The organism is Segatella copri (assembly GCF_026015295.1).
Taxonomy (GTDB): domain Bacteria; phylum Bacteroidota; class Bacteroidia; order Bacteroidales; family Bacteroidaceae; genus Prevotella; species Prevotella copri_C.
In genome coordinates, this window is record NZ_JAPDUW010000001.1 from 2675517 (window position 1) to 2696214 (window position 20698).

At 47.6% G+C, this 20698-nt stretch carries 19 protein-coding genes; 13 read left to right on the forward strand and 6 right to left on the reverse strand.

The window, feature by feature from the left end; genetic code table 11:
- Positions 1 to 26: 26 nt before the first annotated feature.
- From ONT18_RS11335 to ONT18_RS11355, 5 genes are read left to right on the forward strand one after another with little or no spacing between them, the layout of a single operon-like run.
- Positions 27 to 1934: a phosphoethanolamine transferase gene (locus tag ONT18_RS11335; protein ID WP_264905650.1), complete on the forward strand. Its 1908-nt coding sequence runs from the start codon at positions 27 to 29 to the stop codon at positions 1932 to 1934.
- Positions 1935 to 1936: 2 nt separating this feature from the next.
- On the forward strand, positions 1937 to 3082 hold the full coding sequence (locus ONT18_RS11340) for an acyltransferase family protein (RefSeq protein WP_217326224.1): 1146 nt from the start codon (positions 1937 to 1939) through the stop codon (positions 3080 to 3082).
- A gap of 9 nt (positions 3083 to 3091) precedes the next feature.
- Positions 3092 to 4096: an acyltransferase family protein gene (locus ONT18_RS11345; RefSeq protein ID WP_119237660.1), complete on the forward strand. Its 1005-nt coding sequence runs from the start codon at positions 3092 to 3094 to the stop codon at positions 4094 to 4096.
- A gap of 35 nt (positions 4097 to 4131) precedes the next feature.
- Positions 4132 to 5037, forward strand: coding sequence for a decaprenyl-phosphate phosphoribosyltransferase (locus tag ONT18_RS11350; protein WP_264905655.1), 906 nt, complete (start codon positions 4132 to 4134; stop codon positions 5035 to 5037).
- Between the two features lie 4 nt (positions 5038 to 5041).
- Entirely contained in the window at positions 5042 to 5683 is a 642-nt protein-coding gene (locus ONT18_RS11355) for an HAD family hydrolase (RefSeq protein ID WP_264905657.1), read from the forward strand.
- 21 nt (positions 5684 to 5704) lie between these two features.
- Here the strand turns inward: ONT18_RS11355 and ONT18_RS11360 are convergent, their stop codons facing one another.
- Entirely contained in the window at positions 5705 to 7126 is a 1422-nt protein-coding gene (locus ONT18_RS11360; protein WP_264905659.1) for an ATP-binding protein, read from the reverse strand.
- Positions 7127 to 7489: 363 nt separating this feature from the next.
- On the opposite strand from ONT18_RS11360, the gene ONT18_RS11365 reads away from it, so the two are divergent.
- The 3 genes from ONT18_RS11365 to ONT18_RS11375 are packed head-to-tail and all read left to right on the forward strand — an operon-like array spanning position 7490 to position 10431.
- Positions 7490 to 8470: an acyltransferase family protein gene (locus ONT18_RS11365; protein WP_264905661.1), complete on the forward strand. Its 981-nt coding sequence runs from the start codon at positions 7490 to 7492 to the stop codon at positions 8468 to 8470.
- A 52-nt stretch (positions 8471 to 8522) separates the two neighbouring features.
- On the forward strand, positions 8523 to 8960 hold the full coding sequence (locus tag ONT18_RS11370) for a GtrA family protein (RefSeq protein ID WP_153080216.1): 438 nt from the start codon (positions 8523 to 8525) through the stop codon (positions 8958 to 8960).
- A gap of 31 nt (positions 8961 to 8991) precedes the next feature.
- Positions 8992 to 10431 (forward strand): DUF6080 domain-containing protein, encoded by a 1440-nt coding sequence (locus ONT18_RS11375; RefSeq protein WP_264905663.1) that lies wholly within the window; start codon positions 8992 to 8994, stop codon positions 10429 to 10431.
- A 24-nt stretch (positions 10432 to 10455) separates the two neighbouring features.
- On the opposite strand, the gene ONT18_RS11380 is transcribed toward ONT18_RS11375, so the two are convergent.
- Positions 10456 to 11328 (reverse strand): beta-1,6-N-acetylglucosaminyltransferase, encoded by an 873-nt coding sequence (locus tag ONT18_RS11380; protein ID WP_264905665.1) that lies wholly within the window; start codon positions 11326 to 11328, stop codon positions 10456 to 10458.
- Between the two features lie 229 nt (positions 11329 to 11557).
- Here ONT18_RS11380 and ONT18_RS11385 point away from each other — a divergent pair, with 229 nt between their 5' ends.
- Positions 11558 to 12895: a DUF6080 domain-containing protein gene (locus ONT18_RS11385; RefSeq protein ID WP_264905667.1), complete on the forward strand. Its 1338-nt coding sequence runs from the start codon at positions 11558 to 11560 to the stop codon at positions 12893 to 12895.
- 56 nt (positions 12896 to 12951) lie between these two features.
- Entirely contained in the window at positions 12952 to 13926 is a 975-nt protein-coding gene (locus tag ONT18_RS11390) for a glycosyltransferase family 2 protein (RefSeq protein WP_264905669.1), read from the forward strand.
- Here ONT18_RS11390 and ONT18_RS11395 read toward each other — a convergent pair.
- Entirely contained in the window at positions 13862 to 15298 is a 1437-nt protein-coding gene (locus ONT18_RS11395; RefSeq protein ID WP_118139785.1) for a lipopolysaccharide biosynthesis protein, read from the reverse strand. The two genes, ONT18_RS11390 and ONT18_RS11395, sit on opposite strands and share 65 nt — an antisense overlap.
- 122 nt (positions 15299 to 15420) lie before the next feature.
- On the opposite strand from ONT18_RS11395, the gene ONT18_RS11400 reads away from it, so the two are divergent.
- Positions 15421 to 16290, forward strand: coding sequence for a LicD family protein (locus tag ONT18_RS11400; protein WP_264905671.1), 870 nt, complete (start codon positions 15421 to 15423; stop codon positions 16288 to 16290).
- Here ONT18_RS11400 and ONT18_RS11405 read toward each other — a convergent pair.
- From ONT18_RS11405 to ONT18_RS11415, 3 genes are read right to left on the reverse strand one after another with little or no spacing between them, the layout of a single operon-like run.
- Positions 16287 to 17363, reverse strand: coding sequence for an NAD-dependent epimerase/dehydratase family protein (locus ONT18_RS11405; protein WP_264905672.1), 1077 nt, complete (start codon positions 17361 to 17363; stop codon positions 16287 to 16289). The genes ONT18_RS11400 and ONT18_RS11405 overlap by 4 nt on opposite strands.
- Positions 17364 to 17370: 7 nt before the next feature.
- Positions 17371 to 18087 (reverse strand): IspD/TarI family cytidylyltransferase, encoded by a 717-nt coding sequence (locus tag ONT18_RS11410; protein WP_022120364.1) that lies wholly within the window; start codon positions 18085 to 18087, stop codon positions 17371 to 17373.
- Between the two features lie 20 nt (positions 18088 to 18107).
- On the reverse strand, positions 18108 to 18656 hold the full coding sequence (locus tag ONT18_RS11415) for a serine O-acetyltransferase (protein WP_264905673.1): 549 nt from the start codon (positions 18654 to 18656) through the stop codon (positions 18108 to 18110).
- 237 nt (positions 18657 to 18893) lie between these two features.
- Between ONT18_RS11415 and ONT18_RS11420 the strand changes: the two genes are divergently transcribed.
- Positions 18894 to 20267 carry a sigma-54-dependent transcriptional regulator gene (locus ONT18_RS11420; RefSeq protein WP_264905674.1) on the forward strand — a complete coding sequence of 458 codons (1374 nt, stop codon included), beginning with the start codon at positions 18894 to 18896 and terminating at the stop codon, positions 20265 to 20267.
- 244 nt (positions 20268 to 20511) lie between these two features.
- Positions 20512 to 20697 (forward strand): hypothetical protein, encoded by a 186-nt coding sequence (locus ONT18_RS11425; protein WP_264905675.1) that lies wholly within the window; start codon positions 20512 to 20514, stop codon positions 20695 to 20697.
- Position 20698 lies beyond the last annotated feature (1 nt).

Consider the following 20698-nt stretch of genomic DNA (forward strand, 5'->3'; position numbering starts at 1 on the left):
CATATTTAAACAACAAACAGCAAAAAATGAGTTGGAAAGAAATCATTAAGAAGTGTCTGAACGTGGCTTCTGCGCCGATTCGCAGAAATGCCAACTTCTTTGTGTTCATGTACCTGCTGGGCATGATCAGTTCTATCGTGACTACACCTGCCAAGGGGACTTTATACGACAACCTGTTCCTGGAACTCTTTGTCGACCTCTATGTGGTGTGTGCCGTTGTCGCCATCTTCCCCAAGAAGGTGCGCTGGGGTCTGCGTGCCGTACTATACCTTATATTATATAGTACAGCTGCCGCCGACACCTATTGCTACGTGAATTTCGGCTCTACGCTCAACCCTTCTATGCTGATGCTGGTGGGCGAGACCAACAGTTCGGAGGCTAGCAGTTTCCTCTCAGCCCTCATCTCTGCCGAGGTTCTCTTCAGTAGTGTGGGCTGGATCCTGCTTCTCGCTCTCATCCAGATTCTCATCGCCATCTTCCGCAAGCAACTCATCAAGCTATACGTTTTCATCATTACCGTTCTGGAGTTGGCTTCTGTCAAGAAACGGCTGATGGCTATCCCCCGCATGACTGCAGCCATGCCTGCCAGCTTCGGAATCCTATGCCTCATCATCTTCATCATAGGATGCTGCACCTCCTGGCACAACAAGATGGCTTACCATAAACTCATGAATGGTAGAACGATAGGCGAAGTAGAGCATATCCTGACAGAAAAGGATCATGCTGTACTCTATCTGCCAATCTACCGACTCCAATTCAGTATCTATGCCAATCAGCTGGCAGCACATCAGATTACCCAACTCATTCATGCTGCCCACGATGTGAAGGTTGACAGCTGCAGCTACCGCTCGCCAAACATCGTGCTGATTATCGGCGAAAGCTTCGGCCGCCATCATTCCCAGCAGTACGGCTATTTTATGGATACCACTCCACAGCAGGTAGCCTTGGAGAAATCGCGCAAGCTCACCAAGTTTAGCGATGTGGTAACCTGCTGGAACCTGACCAGTTTCGTTTTCAAGAACATGCTCTCTACCCATGTGGTAGGCGAGAAAGGCGAATGGTGCGACTATCCGCTCTTCCCTGAAGTGTTCCGAAAGGCAGGCTACAACGTAACCTTCATCACCAACGAATTCCTGCCACAGGCAAAGGAGGCGGTTTACGACTTCAGCGGCGGTTTCTTCCTGAACAACCCGGAACTGAGCAAACTCCAGTTTGACCATCGTAACACCCAGCTCCACGATCTGGACGACGGACTGCTGAAGGATTATGATGACAGTCTGAAGAACTTCCAGAAGGAGCACAACCTCACCATCTTCCACCTGATGGGCCAGCATGTAAACTATAAGCAGCGCTACCGCACAAAGCAAGCCCGGTTCTGGGCAAGCAGTTATGAAGACAAGCGCCCTGAACTGACCAATGCCCAGCGCAAGATGCTGAGTCATTACGATAACGCTACCCTCTACAACGACTCTATCGTAGCCCAGATTGTAAAGCGTTTCCAGAAGCAGGATGCCATCGTCATCTACGTGCCCGACCATGGCGAGGAATGCTACGAAGAGAACCGTGGCTTCATCTGCCGTAACCACTCTGCAGAAATCGACTGGCCGCTGGCGCACTACGAGTTTGAAATTCCGTTCTGGATTTACTGTTCGCCAAAATATATCAGGAACCACCGCGACATTTACCGTCAGATACGCAAGGCTAAGGACAAGCGCTTCATGACCGATGCTCTGCCTCATCTCCTGCTGTATCTGGCTGGCATTGAGACACCTACCTATAAGGAGGAATATAACATTCTGAGTTCGAAATATGACGAGATGCGACCACGTATCCTCAAAAACTCTGCCGATTACGACAAACTTCGTGATGCGCATCTGGAAAAGATAAAAAAGGAAGAAAGTAAAAAGGTAAAAAAGAAAGAAAGGAGAAACTGATTATGAATAGTGCTATTCTATCACGCCCGGCATGCAATGCCCTGAGAGGACTCGCCATCATCGGCATCTTCTTGCATAACTACTGCCATTGGCTGGGACCTATTGTCAAGGAGAACGAGTATCAATACTTCCAGCACAATGTTGACTGGCTGAACCAGGTAATGGTCAGCATGGACCTCAACCTGCCTGTGCACCTGCTCTCGTTCTTCGGCCATTACGGTGTGCCCGTATTCCTCTTCCTGAGTGCTTACGGACTGGTGATGAAATACGAGGCTAAACCTCATCTCTCTACCGAACAGCAGACCAGAATGTACAACATCTCGGGCAAGAAACTTACAGGAAGCATCAACTGGCGCGAACCGCTCCACTTTATCCGCTATCACTATCTGAAGCTCTTCAAGATGATGATAGTAGGTTTCGTGGCATTCACGATGCTCGACCTTATCACGCCTGGCTCTCACCACTATGCAGCGCTCGACATCGTTGCGATGCTGGGCATGTTCAATAATGTATTGCCAAATCCGGATAACATCATCTGGCCGGGTCCGTACTGGTTCTTCGGTCTGATGCTGCAACTTTACATCGTCTATCGTCTGCTGCTCTATCGCCGCCATTGGGGATGGACCGTAGGATTGATGGCCATCTGCATCGTCATCCAGCTCATCCTGGGTTTTGACAATCCAGAGAGTGAAGTGATGAACCGCTACCGCTACAACTTTATGGGCGGCATGTTGCCATTCGGACTGGGCATTCTCTATGCCCGCTATGGCGAAAAGATTCTGATGACCTTCCATTCGCCTATCACCAATTTCTTTGGCTGCATCTTCTGCATCTCGCTGATTTACAGTTTGAGCGGCAGCATGGTTGGCTGGACCTTCGTGCCTTTCTTCTTCTGTCTGCTGAGCGTATTGGTAGCCGACCTGCTCCAGAACATCAGCTGGCTATCAGGTATTTATAAGGTATTAGAGTGGATGGGCAGCATCTCCGCCGCCCTCTTCGTATGCCACCCTATCACCCGCAAGATATTCATCCCTATCAGCCGTCAGGGCGACATCTATGCTGGCCTGCTCCTCTACATCATATCGAGCATCTGCCTGGCATGGCTCTTCACCCAACTGATGAAGAAGATTCCAAACCCGAAATATTAAAAGAAAATCATGAAGATAAAAGATATAGAACTGGCGAATATCAGCCGGTTTCGCGGCGAGTTGATGGGAGCAGCCATGCTGTTCATCATCCTCTTTCATGTGGCATTGCCTAGAGAAGATGCCTTTTTCGGGCTTCGCAGAATGGGCAATGTCGGTGTAGACATGTTCCTCTTTCTCAGCGGAATAGGTCTCTGGTTCTCGTGGATGAAGAATCCTTCTGCCAAGCATTTCTTCATCCGTCGTTATCTGCGCATCTACCCTACCTGGCTCATCATAGCCTGCCTCTTCTATATCCCTTCTTTCCAGGGCGGAAGCACCTGGAACTGGATCTATCTCTTTGGAGAGATAACCATCAACTGGGGGTTCTGGCTGCATGATGAACTCAACTTCTGGTACATCCCGGCTACGATGATGCTCTATCTCTTTGCCCCTGCCTACATGGAACTCATCAAGCGCCATCCTATCTACCGCTGGCTGCCGGTGGTGATGATCATGTGGTGCATCCTGGTACAATATGTTACCCCGATACATCAGGCTGTAGGACACCTGGAGATTTTCTGGAGCCGCGTGCCTATCTTCTTCATCGGCATCAACATGGGTGAGATGGTAAGACAGAAACAGACGCTCGACGGCGCTTCGATATGGATGATATGGCTCATGTTCCTAATGACGCTGCTGGCGAGCATCTTCCTGGAACAGGAGAAGCACGGCATGTTTCCGCTCTTCCTCGAACGCATGCTCTATATCCCGCTTACCATCACCAGCATCCTGCTGCTGAACCGCATCTTCCGCCGCACCCCGAGCTGGTTTAACAAGGGGTTCATGTTTGTGGGAGCGCTGAGTCTGGAGTGTTATCTGCTCCATATCCACTTCGTGCTGAAATACCTAGAACCGCATCACTTGGGCTATTGGCCTACCTTCTTCATCTGCATAGGCATCACCCTGCCTGCAGCATGGATTCTGAGCAAGATAGCCGGATGGATTTCTAAAGAGTTAGCTAAGTTTATCAAGTAAAAAGGAGTTTATTTATTAAGAAAAATAGGAGTTTTATGAACGAGAATAAATTGGAAGACAGTAAAGGGTTTGCAGCGCTGCTGCGACTGGTTCGCCCGAAGCAATGGATCAAGAATGGCTTTATCTTCTTACCGCTGTTCTTTGGCGGCGCCCTGTTGCATATAGATGCCCTACTGGCGGGTCTGATTACTTTCTTCGCCTACAGTTTTGCCGCATCGAGCATCTATTGTTTCAACGATATCTATGATGTGGAGGCCGACCGCCGCCACCCTGTCAAGTGCCATCGTCCGATAGCATCGGGAGCGGTCAGCATCAAACAGGCATACGGACTGATGTTCCTGATGTTTGCCCTCTCTATGGGTATATGCAGCCTGCTCGGATCATGGGAGACGATGGGAATCATCATCTTCTATTGGCTTCTGAATCTCGGCTACTGCGCCAAATTCAAGCAATATGCCATCATCGATGTGTGTATCGTGGCTTTCGGTTTCGTACTCCGTCTGCTGGCAGGTGGTGTAGCTACGGGCATCGTACTCAGTAAGTGGATTGTGCTGATGACCTTCCTCATCACCCTCTTCATGAGTTTTGCCAAGCGCCGCGATGATGTGCTGCGCATGGAGAAGACGGGCGAGGCTCCCCGCAAGAATACCATCCGCTACAACCTCACTTTCATCAACCAAGCTATCACGATTACGGCTTCCGTAACCCTGGTATGTTACATCATGTATACGGTGAGTCCGGAGGTTATCGAGAATTTCCATACCGAGAATCTCTATCTTACGAGTGTCTTTGTGCTGGTCGGTTTGCTGAGATACATCCAGATAGCCGTGGTAGACCAGAAGAGTGGTGACCCTACGAAGATTATCCTGCGCGACCGCATCACCCAGTTTATCGTGCTCGCCTGGTTGCTCTCCTTCCTGATCCTTATTTATATCGTATAAGAAAATGAAGAAAAAATTATATTGTTTCGATTTCGACGGAACGCTGACAACAAGCGATACCCTGCTGGAATTCATCAGATATGCCAAGGGTACCGGTCGGTTTCTGATGGTTTTCCTGATGTACAGTCCGCTCCTGGTACTGATGAAGCTGCATCTCTTTCCCAACTGGAAGGCGAAGCAACTCATCTTTGCCCATCTTTTTGCCGGCATGCGTATCGAGAAGTTTGATGCGCTCTGCCGCGATTTTGCCGAAGAATACCAACATCTGTTGCGCCCCAAAGGTGTTACGCTGGTACACGAAGCCCTGGTTGCAGGTGCTCAGGTTTTCATCGTGAGTGCCAGCATCGACAATTGGGTCCGCCCGTTCTTTAAAGTTCGCGGCCTGGATGGAGTCAAGGTTTTAGGCACCCAGATAGAAGTGATTGACGGCAGACTTACCGGCAAGTTCAAGAGCAACAACTGCTATGGCGAGGAAAAGGTGCATCGCATCTGCGAGGCACTGACCACCACTGCCGCCAATGCCTACGGTACCCCCTCATTATCTTTCGACCGCTCCCAATATGAGATAGAGGCATTTGGCGACAGCCGAGGCGACAAGGAGATGCTCGCCTATGCCGATAAAGGTCATTACAAGCCTTTTAGATAAAACGTGGTTATTAGCCCAAAATCAAGTGAACAGGTCGTCCATTGTAATTTGTACTTGAGCCAAGGCTGCATACTGTGTAAGGCGCACGCCAAAAGTAGTAATCATCGTTGGGATAATGCCACTTTTTATCCCTGTTTCTGCCACGAAATCAGCCATACGATTACGAATGCGCATATCCTCCTCCTTAGTGATCGTGTAAGGCATCTGCGAATACTTGATTTCACATAGATTCACGAGATTATCGGCACGTTCTATCAGTAAGTCGATTTGCGCAGCTGGCTTTGAAACCTTACTTCGCCAAGAATAATACTCGGTATGGATTTGGTCTATCCCCAAGAAATGCTTGATTTGAGGAATATGCAACATGCAAACTCGCTCAAAAGCCAAGCCATACCAAGTATTTTGACGAGGTTTTCCCATCAAGTGAGTCCAATATTCCGTGTCCGTCGTACCAGGATGGCAAAACGTCATATAAAATAATGTATAGAGGTCGGTGAGCTGAAAGATTTGATCTTTCTGCTTTATCTTCTTATCCCTGGTATTATACCCTCTTACAAAATCGCAATTTATCAATTCACTAAGAACCTTTGTCAAAGTTCCACCCGATTTCAACTTCAATTTCTCCATGATTTCCTTTCGGGTCATACCTTGTCTGCATGAGGCAAGTACCTCTATGACACGCATATAGGACTCAGAATTTCTAAACAAGGACGAATATAGTCTTCCATATTCTCGCTTCAGTTCAGCGTGGGATGAGAAAAACAATCTGTCGACATTCCCTTCCACACCTTGCTTTTTATCCAACAAACTGAGATAATAAGGCACCCCACCAAGGATGCTATATATCTGAAGGATAGAAATGCGAGTCCATGAGAATCCATAAGCTTGCAGCATCAGTTCCGTCTCACGAAGAGTAAAAGGAGCAAGATACATCTCGTGCGTTATCCTATTATGAAGCCCACCATGACTATCTATCAGATTGGCAATCATCCACGACGTGGCACTGCCACAAACGATAAGCATGATTTCACTTTGGTAAGCTGCCCATCCGTTCCAAAAGTGCTCAAAAGCCTGTTGGAAACCAGATTTCGGCGTATCCAAGCATGGTAGTTCATCGATAAAAACAACGAGTCGTTCTCCTTTCATTTTTGCCTTTAACAACTGTTTCAATGCCTCAAAAGCCTCTGTCCAATTCGTAGGAATAGGCTGTTTGGAATCTCCATATTCCCTCAGCGCAAACCCGAAATTAGAGAGTTGCGCCTCTGCTGGTGCCTCTATAGACCCAGACATATCAAAGGCAAACTTATCACGGAAGAGATTTCTCACAAGATAAGTCTTGCCGATACGACGCCTGCCATATACAGCCACAAACTCAGCTTTGCCAGAATGATAATATTCTGTCAACAGCTCGATTTCTTTCTTTCGGCCGATAATTTGCTCCATACCTTTTAAATCTAACTTTAATGATGGTGCAAATATAAGATAATTATCCGAGAAAAACAAGGATTCTATAGCCAAATCGATAAATTTTAACTCGATTTGGCTAAAGAATAGGTTATACTATAGCCAAATCGAGCAATTCTCCTTCGATTTGGCTATAGAATGCCTTGTAGATTGCTATTATCCCCCTGGGCTAAGAGCTTTTGAACTTTCAGCCCGTGCCGTACAGTTCTTTAAGACTTACACAGGCAAGATTTTGAGAATCTGGGGGAATTTTAGGCAAAAAGATTTTGAGGAAAAGAATATTTTATGTATATTTGCCCCCAATTGTAACATCAACAAGTAAAGATTTTGAATATATTCATTATGAAACAAAGGAATACAGACATCGACTGGATAAGAGCCATACTCATTATTCTCATGATATTGATTCATATCGTGAGTGTTGGCAACGCATACCCCCATCTCAAGGCAGGCATTCTCTCGTTCATGATGCCTACCTTCCTCATCATTACTGGCTATCTCGTGAATATTGAGAAAAACCCAAAGGAGATGGGAAGATACCTGATGTGTCTCGCTTTGCCTTACGTCATCATGGTAACCGGTTTCTCTGTCCTCTCCTATTTCATGCCGGTGAGAGATGGCATCACGGAACTGTCACTCTCTCAGATTTGTGAGAAGATATTCGTTACTTCCATCGGTCCCTATTGGTTCATTCAGACCATGATTATCTGCGGCATTCTCTATTACGTCAGTTTCAAGGGAGCAACCTGGGGAACCCTCAGACAGGGAAAAACGACGATGAGCACCACCACAAGCCTCTTTATCTTCGCCACCCTACTTCTGCTCCTGTCCAAGACACCCGCTCTTTCGCCCAGTGCCGCCACCTATTATTTCATCGGAGCGGTACTCAGACAATGCCATATCGGCTTTGACAGAATTTTCCGTCCTTCACCGGTTGCCCTGCTGCTCTGGATTAACTTGCTGGGCTTGGAAGAATGGTACGACTGGGGCACGCTCGCCATCGTCTTCTCCTGCTGGTGCTGCATTTCATCCCTGATGTGGATACACAGCCTCATCAAACGCCTACAGGATAATGCCTGCGTCCGAAAGACAGAAGACACCTTATTATATATAGGCCGCAACACGCTTCCTATCTATCTCTTCCACCCCATCTTTACGATGGCAGCCAAGTTTTATCATCCCCTCTTTAGTTGGGACAGGAGCGAAATCTGTTTCGCCCTCGTTACCATATTCATCGCTATAGCCGGAAGCATCGGCATCGCCAAGATGATGGAGAAGACCCATCTGGCTTATCTCTTCGGAAAAGGAAAGATGCTGAGATAAATAATACCAGGATATATTTGGTAATTTGGAGATTTTGAAGTACTTTTGCAACATGAATATCAAGAACAAGATAAATAATATGGATGATGCCAAGCGAGAGAAGCTGGGCGAAGTCATCAGATTCGGAATCGTAGGCGGACTGGCTACGGTGCTGCAATACGTCATCTACCTGGCTATGATGCCGGCGCTGACCCATTTCATCCCCAACATGGGCGACCACAGTCTGGCTACCACAGCCAATACCATCGCCTACATCGTAAGTTTCATCTTCAATTTCATCGCCAGCACCCGCTATACCTTCAAGGTAAAGGCGAATGCCAAGCGCGGAGCAGGATTCACCCTCTCCCACATCGTCAACTACTCGATGCAGACCCTCTGCCTCAACCTCTTTGTAGGCTTGGGTCTAGCCAAACAGCTGGCTATGATACCTACCCTCTGCATCTGCATCCCGGTAAACTTCCTCCTGGTAAGGTTCTTCCTGAAGAAATAAGGGGATTCCCAAAACACGATAAAAGAAAGATATGAAAAAGATATTCGATATTTTTAAAATCAAGAAAGAAGAAAGAGTTTCAGCACTCGTCGCACTCATCATAGCATGTGCCCTCAATGCCCTGACTGTCATCAAATACCACAGCCAGTTCTCGCAGATTACAGATAATTATCACAAACTCTTTGTCAAGACCTTCCATGTGGCAGGTTTCGACCCGCTTACCTATAGCATCGTATCTCACTGGGACACAGAATATAACGTATACCGCCACCCGCTGCTGGCGTTCTTCATGTATATCCCGAATCAGATAAATCAAGGATTGATGATGCTTACCGGCATCAACTGCGTTCAGTTTGTCGTGGGAGCTATCCTGGTGTTCTGCGCCTTCTATTCCTTCATTTTCCTTTACCGTATATTCAGAGAAGTGATTGGTACAGAGCGCTTTGATGCAAATCTGCTCTCTGCCTTCTATTTTTCTTTCGCCTATGTGATGGTTTCAGCGATGGTACCCGACCATTTCATCATGTCGATGATCATACTCCTCTGTACCCTGTATATCACAGGCGTATGCATGAAGAAAGGCAGACAGCTTACCATCTGGCAGACTATCCTGCTCTTTGTATTTACAGCGGGCGTATCGCTCAACAATGGTCTGAAGACCTATCTTGCCGCCCTTTTCACCAATGGCAGAAAGTTCTTCAGTATCAAATACTTCCTGATAGGAGTCATCCTTCCTGCCGCACTCATGTGGGCTTTCGCCAGATGGGAATACCGCACCTTCGTATGGCCTAAGGAAATGGCAAGACACGAGGCTAAGATGAAGAAAAACAAGGAAGCCACAGCCAAGATTTACCAGCAATACCGCGACAGCACTGGCGTGAAAGACTCGGCAAAGGTAGAAGCTGCCGTCAAGAAAATCATCAAGGATAAAGCGCATGCCAAATATGTTCGTGACCATAAACAGATATGGAACAAGAACACGGGCAAGCCTATCGCCAAGGGCGAATTCATGAACTGGACCGACAAGACGACCTCCCGCTCGCAAACTCTGGTCGAGAATTTCTTCGGTGAAAGCATCATGCTGCACCAGCAGAACCTTCTGGGCGATGTATTGCGCAACCGTCCGGTTATCGTGAAATACCAGTCTGCGGTCAATTATGTGGTAGAGGCATTCATCGTTGTGCTTTTCTTACTTGGCATCCTTGCCGGAAGAAAATCAAAGTTCCTCTGGCTCACCCTGACATTCTTCCTGATGGATGCTGCCCTCCATATCGGTTTGGGCTTCGGTATCAACGAGGTATATATCATGACTGCCCACTATATGTATGCCCTTCCTATCGCCATCGCCTTCCTGGCGCTCAAGGCAAAAGGAAAGAGCCTGAAATGGGGCTTCAGAGGATTGATGCTCGCCATCACCCTCTATCTGTGGATAAGCAACGGATATCTGCTGGCAGGCTACATGCTAGGATAAGAAGCCTTGAACCACAACAAGTTGCTAGCCAAAAGCTGCCTTGATCCAGCGGATGATATCCTCATGCTCCATATCAAACTTACGGGCAAAGAGGCGGTTGCTTTGTTCCAGCTCCTCTTTGTCTGCCAAAGTCCAGACGTATGGATTGCCCCGTTTCCAGTCAATGAGTCGCATGCAGCCCTCATATTCATCTTTTTCAGAATACAGGGCTGCCCGGAAATCGGGATGATTCCATACCAGGGTCTGCAGGAAGAACTCATCAGGGCAGAAGGTATAATTGAATCTTTTCAATACAAACGGCTTCTGGCTCACCACATACTCCACACATGCCTGCGTGATGCTCACCCAGTTGGCACCCTTGGCAAAATCCATCTTCTGGCGATGCAGGAACGGCATGAGCAGCATCGAAAGATATTTATTCAGTCGCCTGGTAATGGCATTCAAAACCCCATACTTCGAGCGGGTAAGACTGGTAAATAGCCAATAACGCATCATCTTCCGGCGGCAATCCCATTCAAATTCCTCACCATGATTGATGCCCACAAACTCCTTACCCTGATGCTCCTCAAAGAACTGATGGATGTAATCCTGCGATTTGATAGGTAAATCCTGACCACTCAGCAGATGGTAGTAGGCATAAGGTCCATGCTTCAAAGCCTCCTCGAAAAGCACATACTCCGCCTTAATCTGGCTCAGATTTCCCCAACGCACATCCACCCTCTGTTCCAATAAAAAGAGGCGTGCCTTGGAAAGAACCAGCGGTTCAGCACCATCCAGCATATCCGATTTCCGGTCGATATGCAGAAATATATCATTGCGCTCATCATCGAGCATCGACAGCAATACCCTGAGAAGCGGTAAACTGCCATGAGCCATTATCAAAAAAGCATGTTTCATTGTCATTATTTATCTTTATTATCCAACTGTCCGTCCTGATGACTTTTTCATAATCATTGCGACAAAGATACACCAAATAAAAGAGAATACAAAATAAAACTCCGTTTTTATCAGAAAAAAGACACAAAATAGAGCCTTTCTTTTTGAATATTCAGAAAAAACAATTACTTTTGCAGCGCTAAGAAGGAGATGCGGCATGCATCAGCCCAGCAAAAAAAATAATCAGAGAATGAACAATATATTTAGAATTAAAAAAGAAGAAAGGCTCTTTGCCTTGATTACACTCATCGTTATCATCGCCTTTAATGTGCTGATGATAACCTATCATTTTGATGATTTCGGCAAACCGAAAGCAGGATTCTGGACGCTCTTCACCAAGAACTTTCAGATTTCAGGTTTCGACCCCTACACCTACCTTACCCTCTCGAAGTGGAAGGTGTATTACACGGAGTATCGCCATCCCATGCTCCCTTTCTTCCTCTATCCTTTCTCGCTACCGAACGGCTGGCTGATAGAACTCACCTCCCGCAACTGGGCAACTACCATCGTGGCGGTGATGATGACATTCTTCTCCACCTACTCCATCCTCTTCTTCAGAAGAATCTTCAGAGAGGTGATGCAGCTGAAGGCTATAGACAGCAATGTGCTCACAGCGATGCTTTTTTCCTTTGCCTACGTGCTGCTCGTCACCTTTGTAGATGACCATTTCGGCATGTCGCTTTTCTTCCTGTCGATGACACTTTATCTGGCAGGCAAACAGCAGCAGGAACACCGCAGCATGCCTTGGTGGCAAACAGCCCTGCTCTTTTTCTTCACGGCAGGCATCACGCTGAGCAATGGCGCCAAGACCTTCCTTGCCGCCCTCTTTACCAATGGCAAAAAACTCTTCCGTCCGAAATATCTGGCATTGGGCATCATCTTGCCTACCCTCCTGATAGGTGCTGCAGGCATCTACCAGAACAAGGCATTCATTATTCCGAACCGCCTGGAAGGAGAACGGCTCGTGGCTCAGAAAGCTGCTAAAGACAGTACTTTTAGGGCAAAGATGGAACAGAAGCAAAAACACGATAAGGCCATTGCTGGCAAGAATATCCAGAAACGAGGCATGCTTTCATGGGCAGATATGTCTATCTCCCGTTCAGAATCATTGGTAGAAAACGTTTTTGGCGAATCGCTTATCCTGCACAGAGAACATCTGCTGGAAGATATCCACAGCCACCGCCCGATATTCGTGAAATACCAGACACCCGTTCCTTATATCATAGAGGGTATCATCGTGATTCTGCTGTGTATGGGCTTTTGGATGGGAAGAAGATCGGCCTTTCTCTGGCTCACTGCCTCATGGGTGGCATGCGATGCCTTCATTCATCTGGTCATGGGATTCGGACTGAACGAGGTTTATATCATGGCTGCCCATTGGGCGTTCATCATTCCGATCTGTATCGGATATATCATCAGAAACTGTAAGGAGAAATATCTGCCTTATCTTCGTGGTGGACTCGCCATCATCACCATCTTCCTGTTCTTCTATAACAGCACGCTGATATTCCAGTATCTGACAAGATAAAAACGAATATCCGGCAAGGTAATAGGTAATAACAAGTATCTTAGATTAAAACCATCATGCTGAAAATAAGTATCTTAACCCCTATCTATGGAGTAGAAAAATATATCGAACAGTGCGCCCGTTCACTGTTCGAGCAGTCGTATGCGTCTATCGAATACATCTTTGTAGATGACTGTACCCCCGATAAAAGCATCGGCATTCTGCAATCGCTCCTGAAAGAATATCCTGAAAGAGCACAACAGGTACGCATCATCCACCACGACAGAAACCGAGGCGTGGGAGCTGCAAGACAGACGGCACTGATGGCGGCTACAGGCGATTATCTTTTATTTGCCGATAGCGATGACATGCTGCCGAAAGATGCAGTTGAGAAGCTGGCAGGAAAAGCAGATAGTAGCCATGCCGACCTGATTGATGGCGGCTACCGGGAGTGGTGCGATGAAAAGGCAGGCAGACTCCAGAAACCTTTTGATGTTTCTGATGAGAAACTGCTCAAACTGCTTGTCTGCCAGAACATCATCACCAATCGTCTGTGGGGAAGAATCTACAAGCGTTCGCTCATCATAGAACACAGGATATTCTTTGAAGAGGGCATCAACTATGCGGAAGATCTTTTCTGGAATGCCCAGTTCATGTTCTACGGCAAAAAGGTGAACATTGATGATGCAGTATATTACTACCGCACCGACAATGAGAATTCCTACAATCACAACATCTCTGAAAAGAATCTTCTGTCATACTTCAAATCAACCCGCCGACTCATCGATTTCTTCGAGCAGAACGATAAGAAGCATCAGTACCTCAGAGCCACAGAGATAGGCATCGTCAATGCCTACCGCTGGGCGGCAAACGCTCATGTAGCCTTCGAAAAGGTGGATCAGACGCTCGACTACAAGCCTAAGAGCTGCCTCATCCGACTCATCATCAAACTCATCAAAAAGGGGGTACCTGTCAAGAGGGTGAATCTTATCTACCTCGCTTACAGAAGGCTATACACTCTTCTAATATCTGCACCTTCAGCAGTTTCATGATACAGAAGTAGATGGTGGCTGAAACCAGCAGACGAACCAGCAGCAGGAGATAGATGTTCTGCAGGCTGCGGGTCATGAAATAGGTAACTACCATCGTAGCTGCCGCACAGAGCATGAATGGCAGTATATCCTTTGCCACATCCAGGAACCGCAATCCGGCAACACGCTTCATCATCCACTGCCAGACCAGAAGCCAGGCGATGATAAACACGGTATAGGCTATCACCATGGTCTGGATGCCATATTGATGACAGAACAATACCAAGGCGAGCAAACCCACTACCTGACCGATGTTGCACCACATATACACATCAGAACGCCCCTTGCTGATGGCAAGGTTCTGATAGAGCGTATAAATCGGCATAAAGGCACCGCTCACACAGAGAATCTGCAACAGCGGCACACTGGCAATCCATTTCTCATGAATCGTAATCAGGATGAATTCGCGTGATACCAAAGTCAAGCCGAACATCAAAGGGAAAGAAAGGAATGCCGTAAAACGGAGCATTTTTCTAAACACCAGCAACTCGCGGTTCTTATCGTCCTGGATAGAAGCCAAGACGGGCTGAGCTATCTGTCCCACCGTATTGGCAACAAACGAATTAGCCTTGGTGTCCCAGTTGTATGCCTGACTATAGTTACCCACATCATTAATCGGATAGAACCTGCCGAAGACAAAGGTCAACACATTGTTGCTCACCGTATTGATAATGTTGGTAACCAGAAGTTTCACGCTGAATCCGAACATCTTCCTCACCGGTCCGAAATCGATATGAAAGTTCGGGCGCCATCCCGTATAATAATATCTTCCTATATTCAGCACGAGGATAAAGATAACCTGCTGCCAGGCAAGACTCCAGTAAGCCATGCCGTTGAATGCCAGTACCAGTCCCACGACATTCGAACTGATCAGAGCCATGAAATTAACGATGGTAATCTCCTTGTTCATCATGTTCTTCATCATATATCCGTTTTGGGCGATGCCAAACGAAGAGATGAAGAAACTCAGGAACACGAAGCGCGACAGGGAGGTGAGACAAGGCTGATGGAAGAAATCAGCTATCAGCGGCGCACAGAAAAAGAGCACCACATACATGGTAAGACTCACCAGGACATTAAACCAGAACACCGAGTTATAATCGTTGTCGGTGGGTTTCCTAATATTCACCAGTGCCTGGGTAAACCCGCTACTCTGCAGATTGCCCGCTATCAGGGTGAATATGGTGAGGATGCCGATGATACCATAATCGGCTGGCGACAACAAGCGCGCCAAGAAGATGCCAAAGAGGATATTGAGTACCTGGGTAGAGCCACTGTTCATCGCTCCCCAGAACAATCCCTTGGCGGTTTTTTCCTTTAATGATTCTGCCATCGTTTCTATCTGATAAATATGGAATATTACTTGTTTTTACTTTTTAGAATGCAAAAGTAGCATAAATAGTTTGAAGTTCAAAACTTTTTGCTTACTTTTGCAGCCGTAAAACAGAAAAAAGTATGGATATTAAGAACATCAAGAAGGAATGGAACGCCACAATACTCGATATATTGAAGGCTTTCATCGAAATCTGCAACAAGTATCACCTCAGATATTACTGTTGTGCCGGCACCGCCATCGGAGCCGCCCGTCACCACGGAATGATTCCCTGGGACGATGACATCGACGTACTGATGCCACGCCCCGACTACGACCGTCTGCTCGAAATCGCCAAGCATGAAGACTTTGGCAAATACGAGGTAATAACTCCCTACAACAACGAGTCATACCCTCTGTATTTCTCCAAACTCGTGAATCGCGAAACCACCCTTATCGAGGAGAAGGAGCGTCCCTGCATCATCGGTCTTTACGTAGATATCTTCCCTCTTGATGCCACCGACGATGACCTGGAAACGGCAAAGGCGCTGTATCGCAAATACTCGAAGACCATCAACCGTCTGAATGCCGTAACCACCCACAATACTTTCTTTGAGTACATCTCCCTGCTCCTGCACAAGGAAACCTGGGGCCGCTTTGCCATCAAGACGCTCGCCTTCTTCTGCCGCAGCAAGATGCGCCACCGCCTCATCCAGCAGATGGACGAGATGAGTCACCGGTATGACTTCGATAAGGCGAAGAACGTATTGGTGAATACGGGTTCCTACCACTATAAGGAGATTTTCCCGAAGGAATGGCTCGGCAAGGGCAAGGAATTCCCGTTCGAGGATACCACCGTCTTGCTGCCGGAGCAGGCTGATACCTATCTGCGCCACTTCTTTGGCGACTATATGAAGTTTCCACCCGTAGAACAGAGAGTAGAGAAACACCTTCGCTACTATCTGAACATGGAAAAGCGGGAAACATGGGATGAGATTAAAAGAAAGCTTTAGCCTTCCCTCACTTCCTGCAAGGAATGTTCGAAACCTTCTTCTACATCAAAGAGCGGTTTCCAGCCTAAAGCCTTGAGCTTATCCGTACTGAAGGTTGCCTTGGTGATAGGCGTGGTATTGCCCTGCTGCGCATCCGCCTCAGGAATATCAAACACCACCTTTCTATCCGCTTTCCTGGCTATCAGCTCTGCCAGTTGGCGGATGGAGATATTCGATTCTGAATGAGCCACATTATAGGCATTTGCCCTCTCGCCATCCAGCAGGAGGCGCAAGATGGCATGGGCGGCATCTACCACATAAAGCCAGGAGCGGAAAGCCTCACCCTTACTCTTCAGGACGATATCCTCACCCTTCAGAACATTGCGGATAAACTGGGCATACACCCTATTGTCACTCTCCGTAAAGCCCGGACCGTAGGTATGACTCAGCCTGGCTATCACCACATCGGCATCATACTCTGCTCCGTATGCCATGCAGAGCGTTTCGGCAGCACGTTTGGAAGATGGATAGCAGGCACGCACCGATGCACAATCCACATAGCCGCTGCTCTTCTCGGTAAATTCAGAGCTATCGCCCTCGCCATAGATTTCACCCGAAGAGATATAAACCATGCGCTGCATGCGGTGACTCAATCCATATTCCAGCAGGTTGGATACGCCGTTGATGTTCGCCTTCATCACCTCTACAGGGTTCTGCTTAAAGAAGTTAGGACTCGCATTGCTGGCTGCATCGATGATGTAATCAGCGCCCTCAGCCAACTCATTATAGACTGGTTCCCCTATCATCCTGTCCATGCTCTTGATGACAGGCTGGGTAACGTCTATCTCTGCAAAGAAGAAAGATTCATCCTCCCAATAGGCAGCAAACTTCTGTCGGGCACGTTCCTTGTTTCTTCCGGCTGCTATCACCTTGTAGCACCGGGCAGGATTCTGCATCAGCACATCAACCACACAGCCTCCTACCAATCCTGTAGCACCAGCCACAAGAATGGTTTTGCCATGCAGACGCCCCAATTCCAAACCTTCCCGGAAAAGGCGCGCAATATCTTCCTTATATGGTGAATTTCCTATCATAACATGTTTATTTTAACCAAGCCTCAGGCTGAACCTTCATCAGTGCCTTCAGTATCTCCAGATCCTCAACGGTGGTTATCTTGATGTTCTTCTCTGAACCAGGCACGATATGCATCTGTCTGCCTCCCAGTTCTGCCATCAGGGTACAGGATGCCACCGAATTGGCGATGCCCTTCTCCTTAGCCTCTTCGTGGGCTGCTATCAGATTGCCCAAACGGAAGGTCTGGGGTGTCTGGGTACGAATCAGCTTGTCGCGCGGAATACTGGTGTTGGTCGTGAAACCATCTTCGCTCTCCAGGATAGCCTCTCTACATTTGATACCCGTAATGGCATAGCCATACTTCTGGCAGATGGCAATATTGGATGAGATGATGTCTTGCGACAAGAGTGGGCGCACGGCATCATGCACCAGCACCAGGTCGTCATCACCGCACCCCGCCTCTTTCAAGCCATAGATACCATTGTGAATCGACTCCTGACCATTGCTTCCGCCAGGGAATATCCATTTCAGCTTGGTAATGCAGAACTGGTTGGCATACGACTGCAGTACCGTTTCCCAACCTGCCAGACATACCACAGCAATACCCTGAATATCAGGATGCTTCTGAAAAGCCATCATCGTATGGATGATGATAGGACAGTTGTCTACATGCATAAACTGCTTTGGGATGTCCTGTCCCATTCTATTGCCAGAACCTCCGGCTATGATCAATGCATAGTTCATATTCTCTATCTTTAAATTGATTATTTCTGAATGATTCTCCCCGGATTCCCTACCACGGTAGCCCCGTCGGGAATATCCTGGAATACCACGGCACCGGCGCCTATCGTCACGTGGTTGCCGATATGGATGCCGCCGAAGACCGTGGCGCCGGTATAAATCTTCACGTCATTTCCGATGGTAGGTCTGCCGCCCTTGCCGTTGCCCAGCGTCACCATCTGCAGACAGTAGAAGTCATCACCTATGCTTTCTGCGTTGAGATAGGTGGCATAGCTGTGCTCCAGATGCGCACCCTTCCCGATATGCGGACACCAGATGGTCATCGTACGCTCGGGAGGCAACAGCCAGCTGATGAAAACCGAACGGTATTCGCCCAGGCGGTAATAAAACAGATTGCGGAAACTCCTTTCGCGGGTGCATGCCTTAATCAGGTTGAGCACCGTAGGCTTCCTGTCCTGCACCTTCAGCAGGTCGGCATCTATCTCCTTCTTATGGAGCAGATACAGAGCGATATGCGGCAACATGCGCACCGCCGAAGCTGACAATATGATGGTTTGTACTATCGGATTCATGACTCTAAATCTTATTTTTATCTTTGCAAAGATACAAAAAATAAAGCAACTAGCATGCTTTTATCCGAAAACAATTGTTCTTTTCACTAAAAATAAGATAATAGAACAGGGTTTGTAGAATTTTAGTCGGTTTTATTGCTAAATAATGTGAATTAAATAGCTTTCCATACAACTTTTCCGTACCTTTGCACAAAGTTATATATAACGATATTTTAGAAGAGGATAAAACAGAACATTATGAAGAGGATATTGATTGTTGAAGACGATTTGGCATTCGGAACCATGATACAGACTTGGCTCAAAAAGAAAGGATTCAATGTAGAAAGGGTAACATCTGTAGGCGCTGCCATCAAAGCGATGGGAGCCGGCGATGCATTCCATCTGGTTCTTTCCGACTTGCGCCTGCCCGACCATGACGGACTGGTATTGCTCCAGCATATCAGAAAGTCCGATGCCCACCTGCCTTTTATCGTAATGACTAGCTATGCAGAGGTTCAGAATGCTGTATGTGCCATGAAATCGGGTGCTACCGATTACGTGGCTAAACCTTTCCATCCCGAAATCCTCTTAGAGAAAATCCGTGAGGCTATCCAGTCGGCTGCTTCTGCGGTTTCAGCCCCTCAGCGTGCAGAATCTGCCGCCAGGCAGGATGCGCCCCAAGAAGAACAGCAGGGCGCTACGGAGGTGCCTAGATATATAAAAGGTGAAAGCGAGGCTTCCAAGCAGCTCTACGAGTTCGTTTCGCTCGTTGCCCCAACCCCGATGTCAGTGCTCATTCTCGGAGCCAGCGGCACCGGAAAGGAATATGTGGCGCGCAGCATCCACGAACAGAGTCTGCGCAAGGACAAGCCTTTCTATGCCATCGACTGCGGCGCTATTCCTAAGGAGGTGGCAGCATCTGAATTCTTCGGATATAAGAAGGGTGCCTTTACCGGAGCCGAACAGGATAAGAAGGGCGCCTTCGAGATAGCTAACGGCGGAACGGTTTTCCTCGATGAAATGGGAAACCTCAACTACGAAGTACAGGTACAGCTTCTCAGAGCCTTGCAGGAGAGGAAAATCCGTCCGCTGGGCAGCACGCAGGAGATTGATGTGGATATCCGACTCATCTGTGCCACCAACGAGAATCTGGCGCAGGCAGTAGCCGAAGGCAAGTTCAGAGAGGACCTCTATCACCGCATCAACGAGTTTACCATCTACATGCCTGCCCTCAAGGACAGAGGTGCCGACATCTTCCTCTTTGCCAACCTCTTTATCAAGCACGCCAACCAGGAACTGGGCAAGAATGTGCTCGGACTGGATGCCAAAGCCTCCGAAATCATCGCCTCATACAACTGGCCGGGCAACCTGCGCGAACTGAACAATGTGATGAAGCGCGCCACCCTGCTCGCCCGTGGCAAGTATATCGGTGCCCAGGAACTGGAGAAGACGATGGCACAGACCTCCCCAGCCCGACCTATCAATATGCAGCTGCACAGCGAACAGTCGGAACAGGAAAGCATCGCCGCTGCCCTGAGAGCCACCCACGGCAACAAGAGCAAGGCTGCCCAACTGCTTGCCATCGACCGCAAGACACTCTACAACAAAATGAAGAAATACGGCATGGAGTAAACATGCCACACCCCGATTCCCCAATATATTCCACACTATATTGGGGAATTTTTCTACACCTTTTCCCCACTTTCCCCACATCCCGTTTCTGGCACAAAATATCATCCACACTGATTATCAGATACTTAACTAAATTCATCATTTTTTGGCACGCCTATTGTGATATTATTTAGCGAACTCGCAAATGAGTTTCAGCAAGAGAATTAATAAACAATAATATTCACAATTAAAAAACAAAAGAATTATGAAAAAGTTAGTATTTGCAGTTATCGCAGCAGTAGCAATGGTATCAGTTAGCAATGTATTTGCAGGTAACAGAATGGTAAACGTTGCAGGTTCAGAACCAGTAGACACAGTAGCTCCAGCCGACACAACAGCAACACCTGCTGAGGCACCAGCTGCAACAGTGGATTCAACCGTAGCAGAGTAAA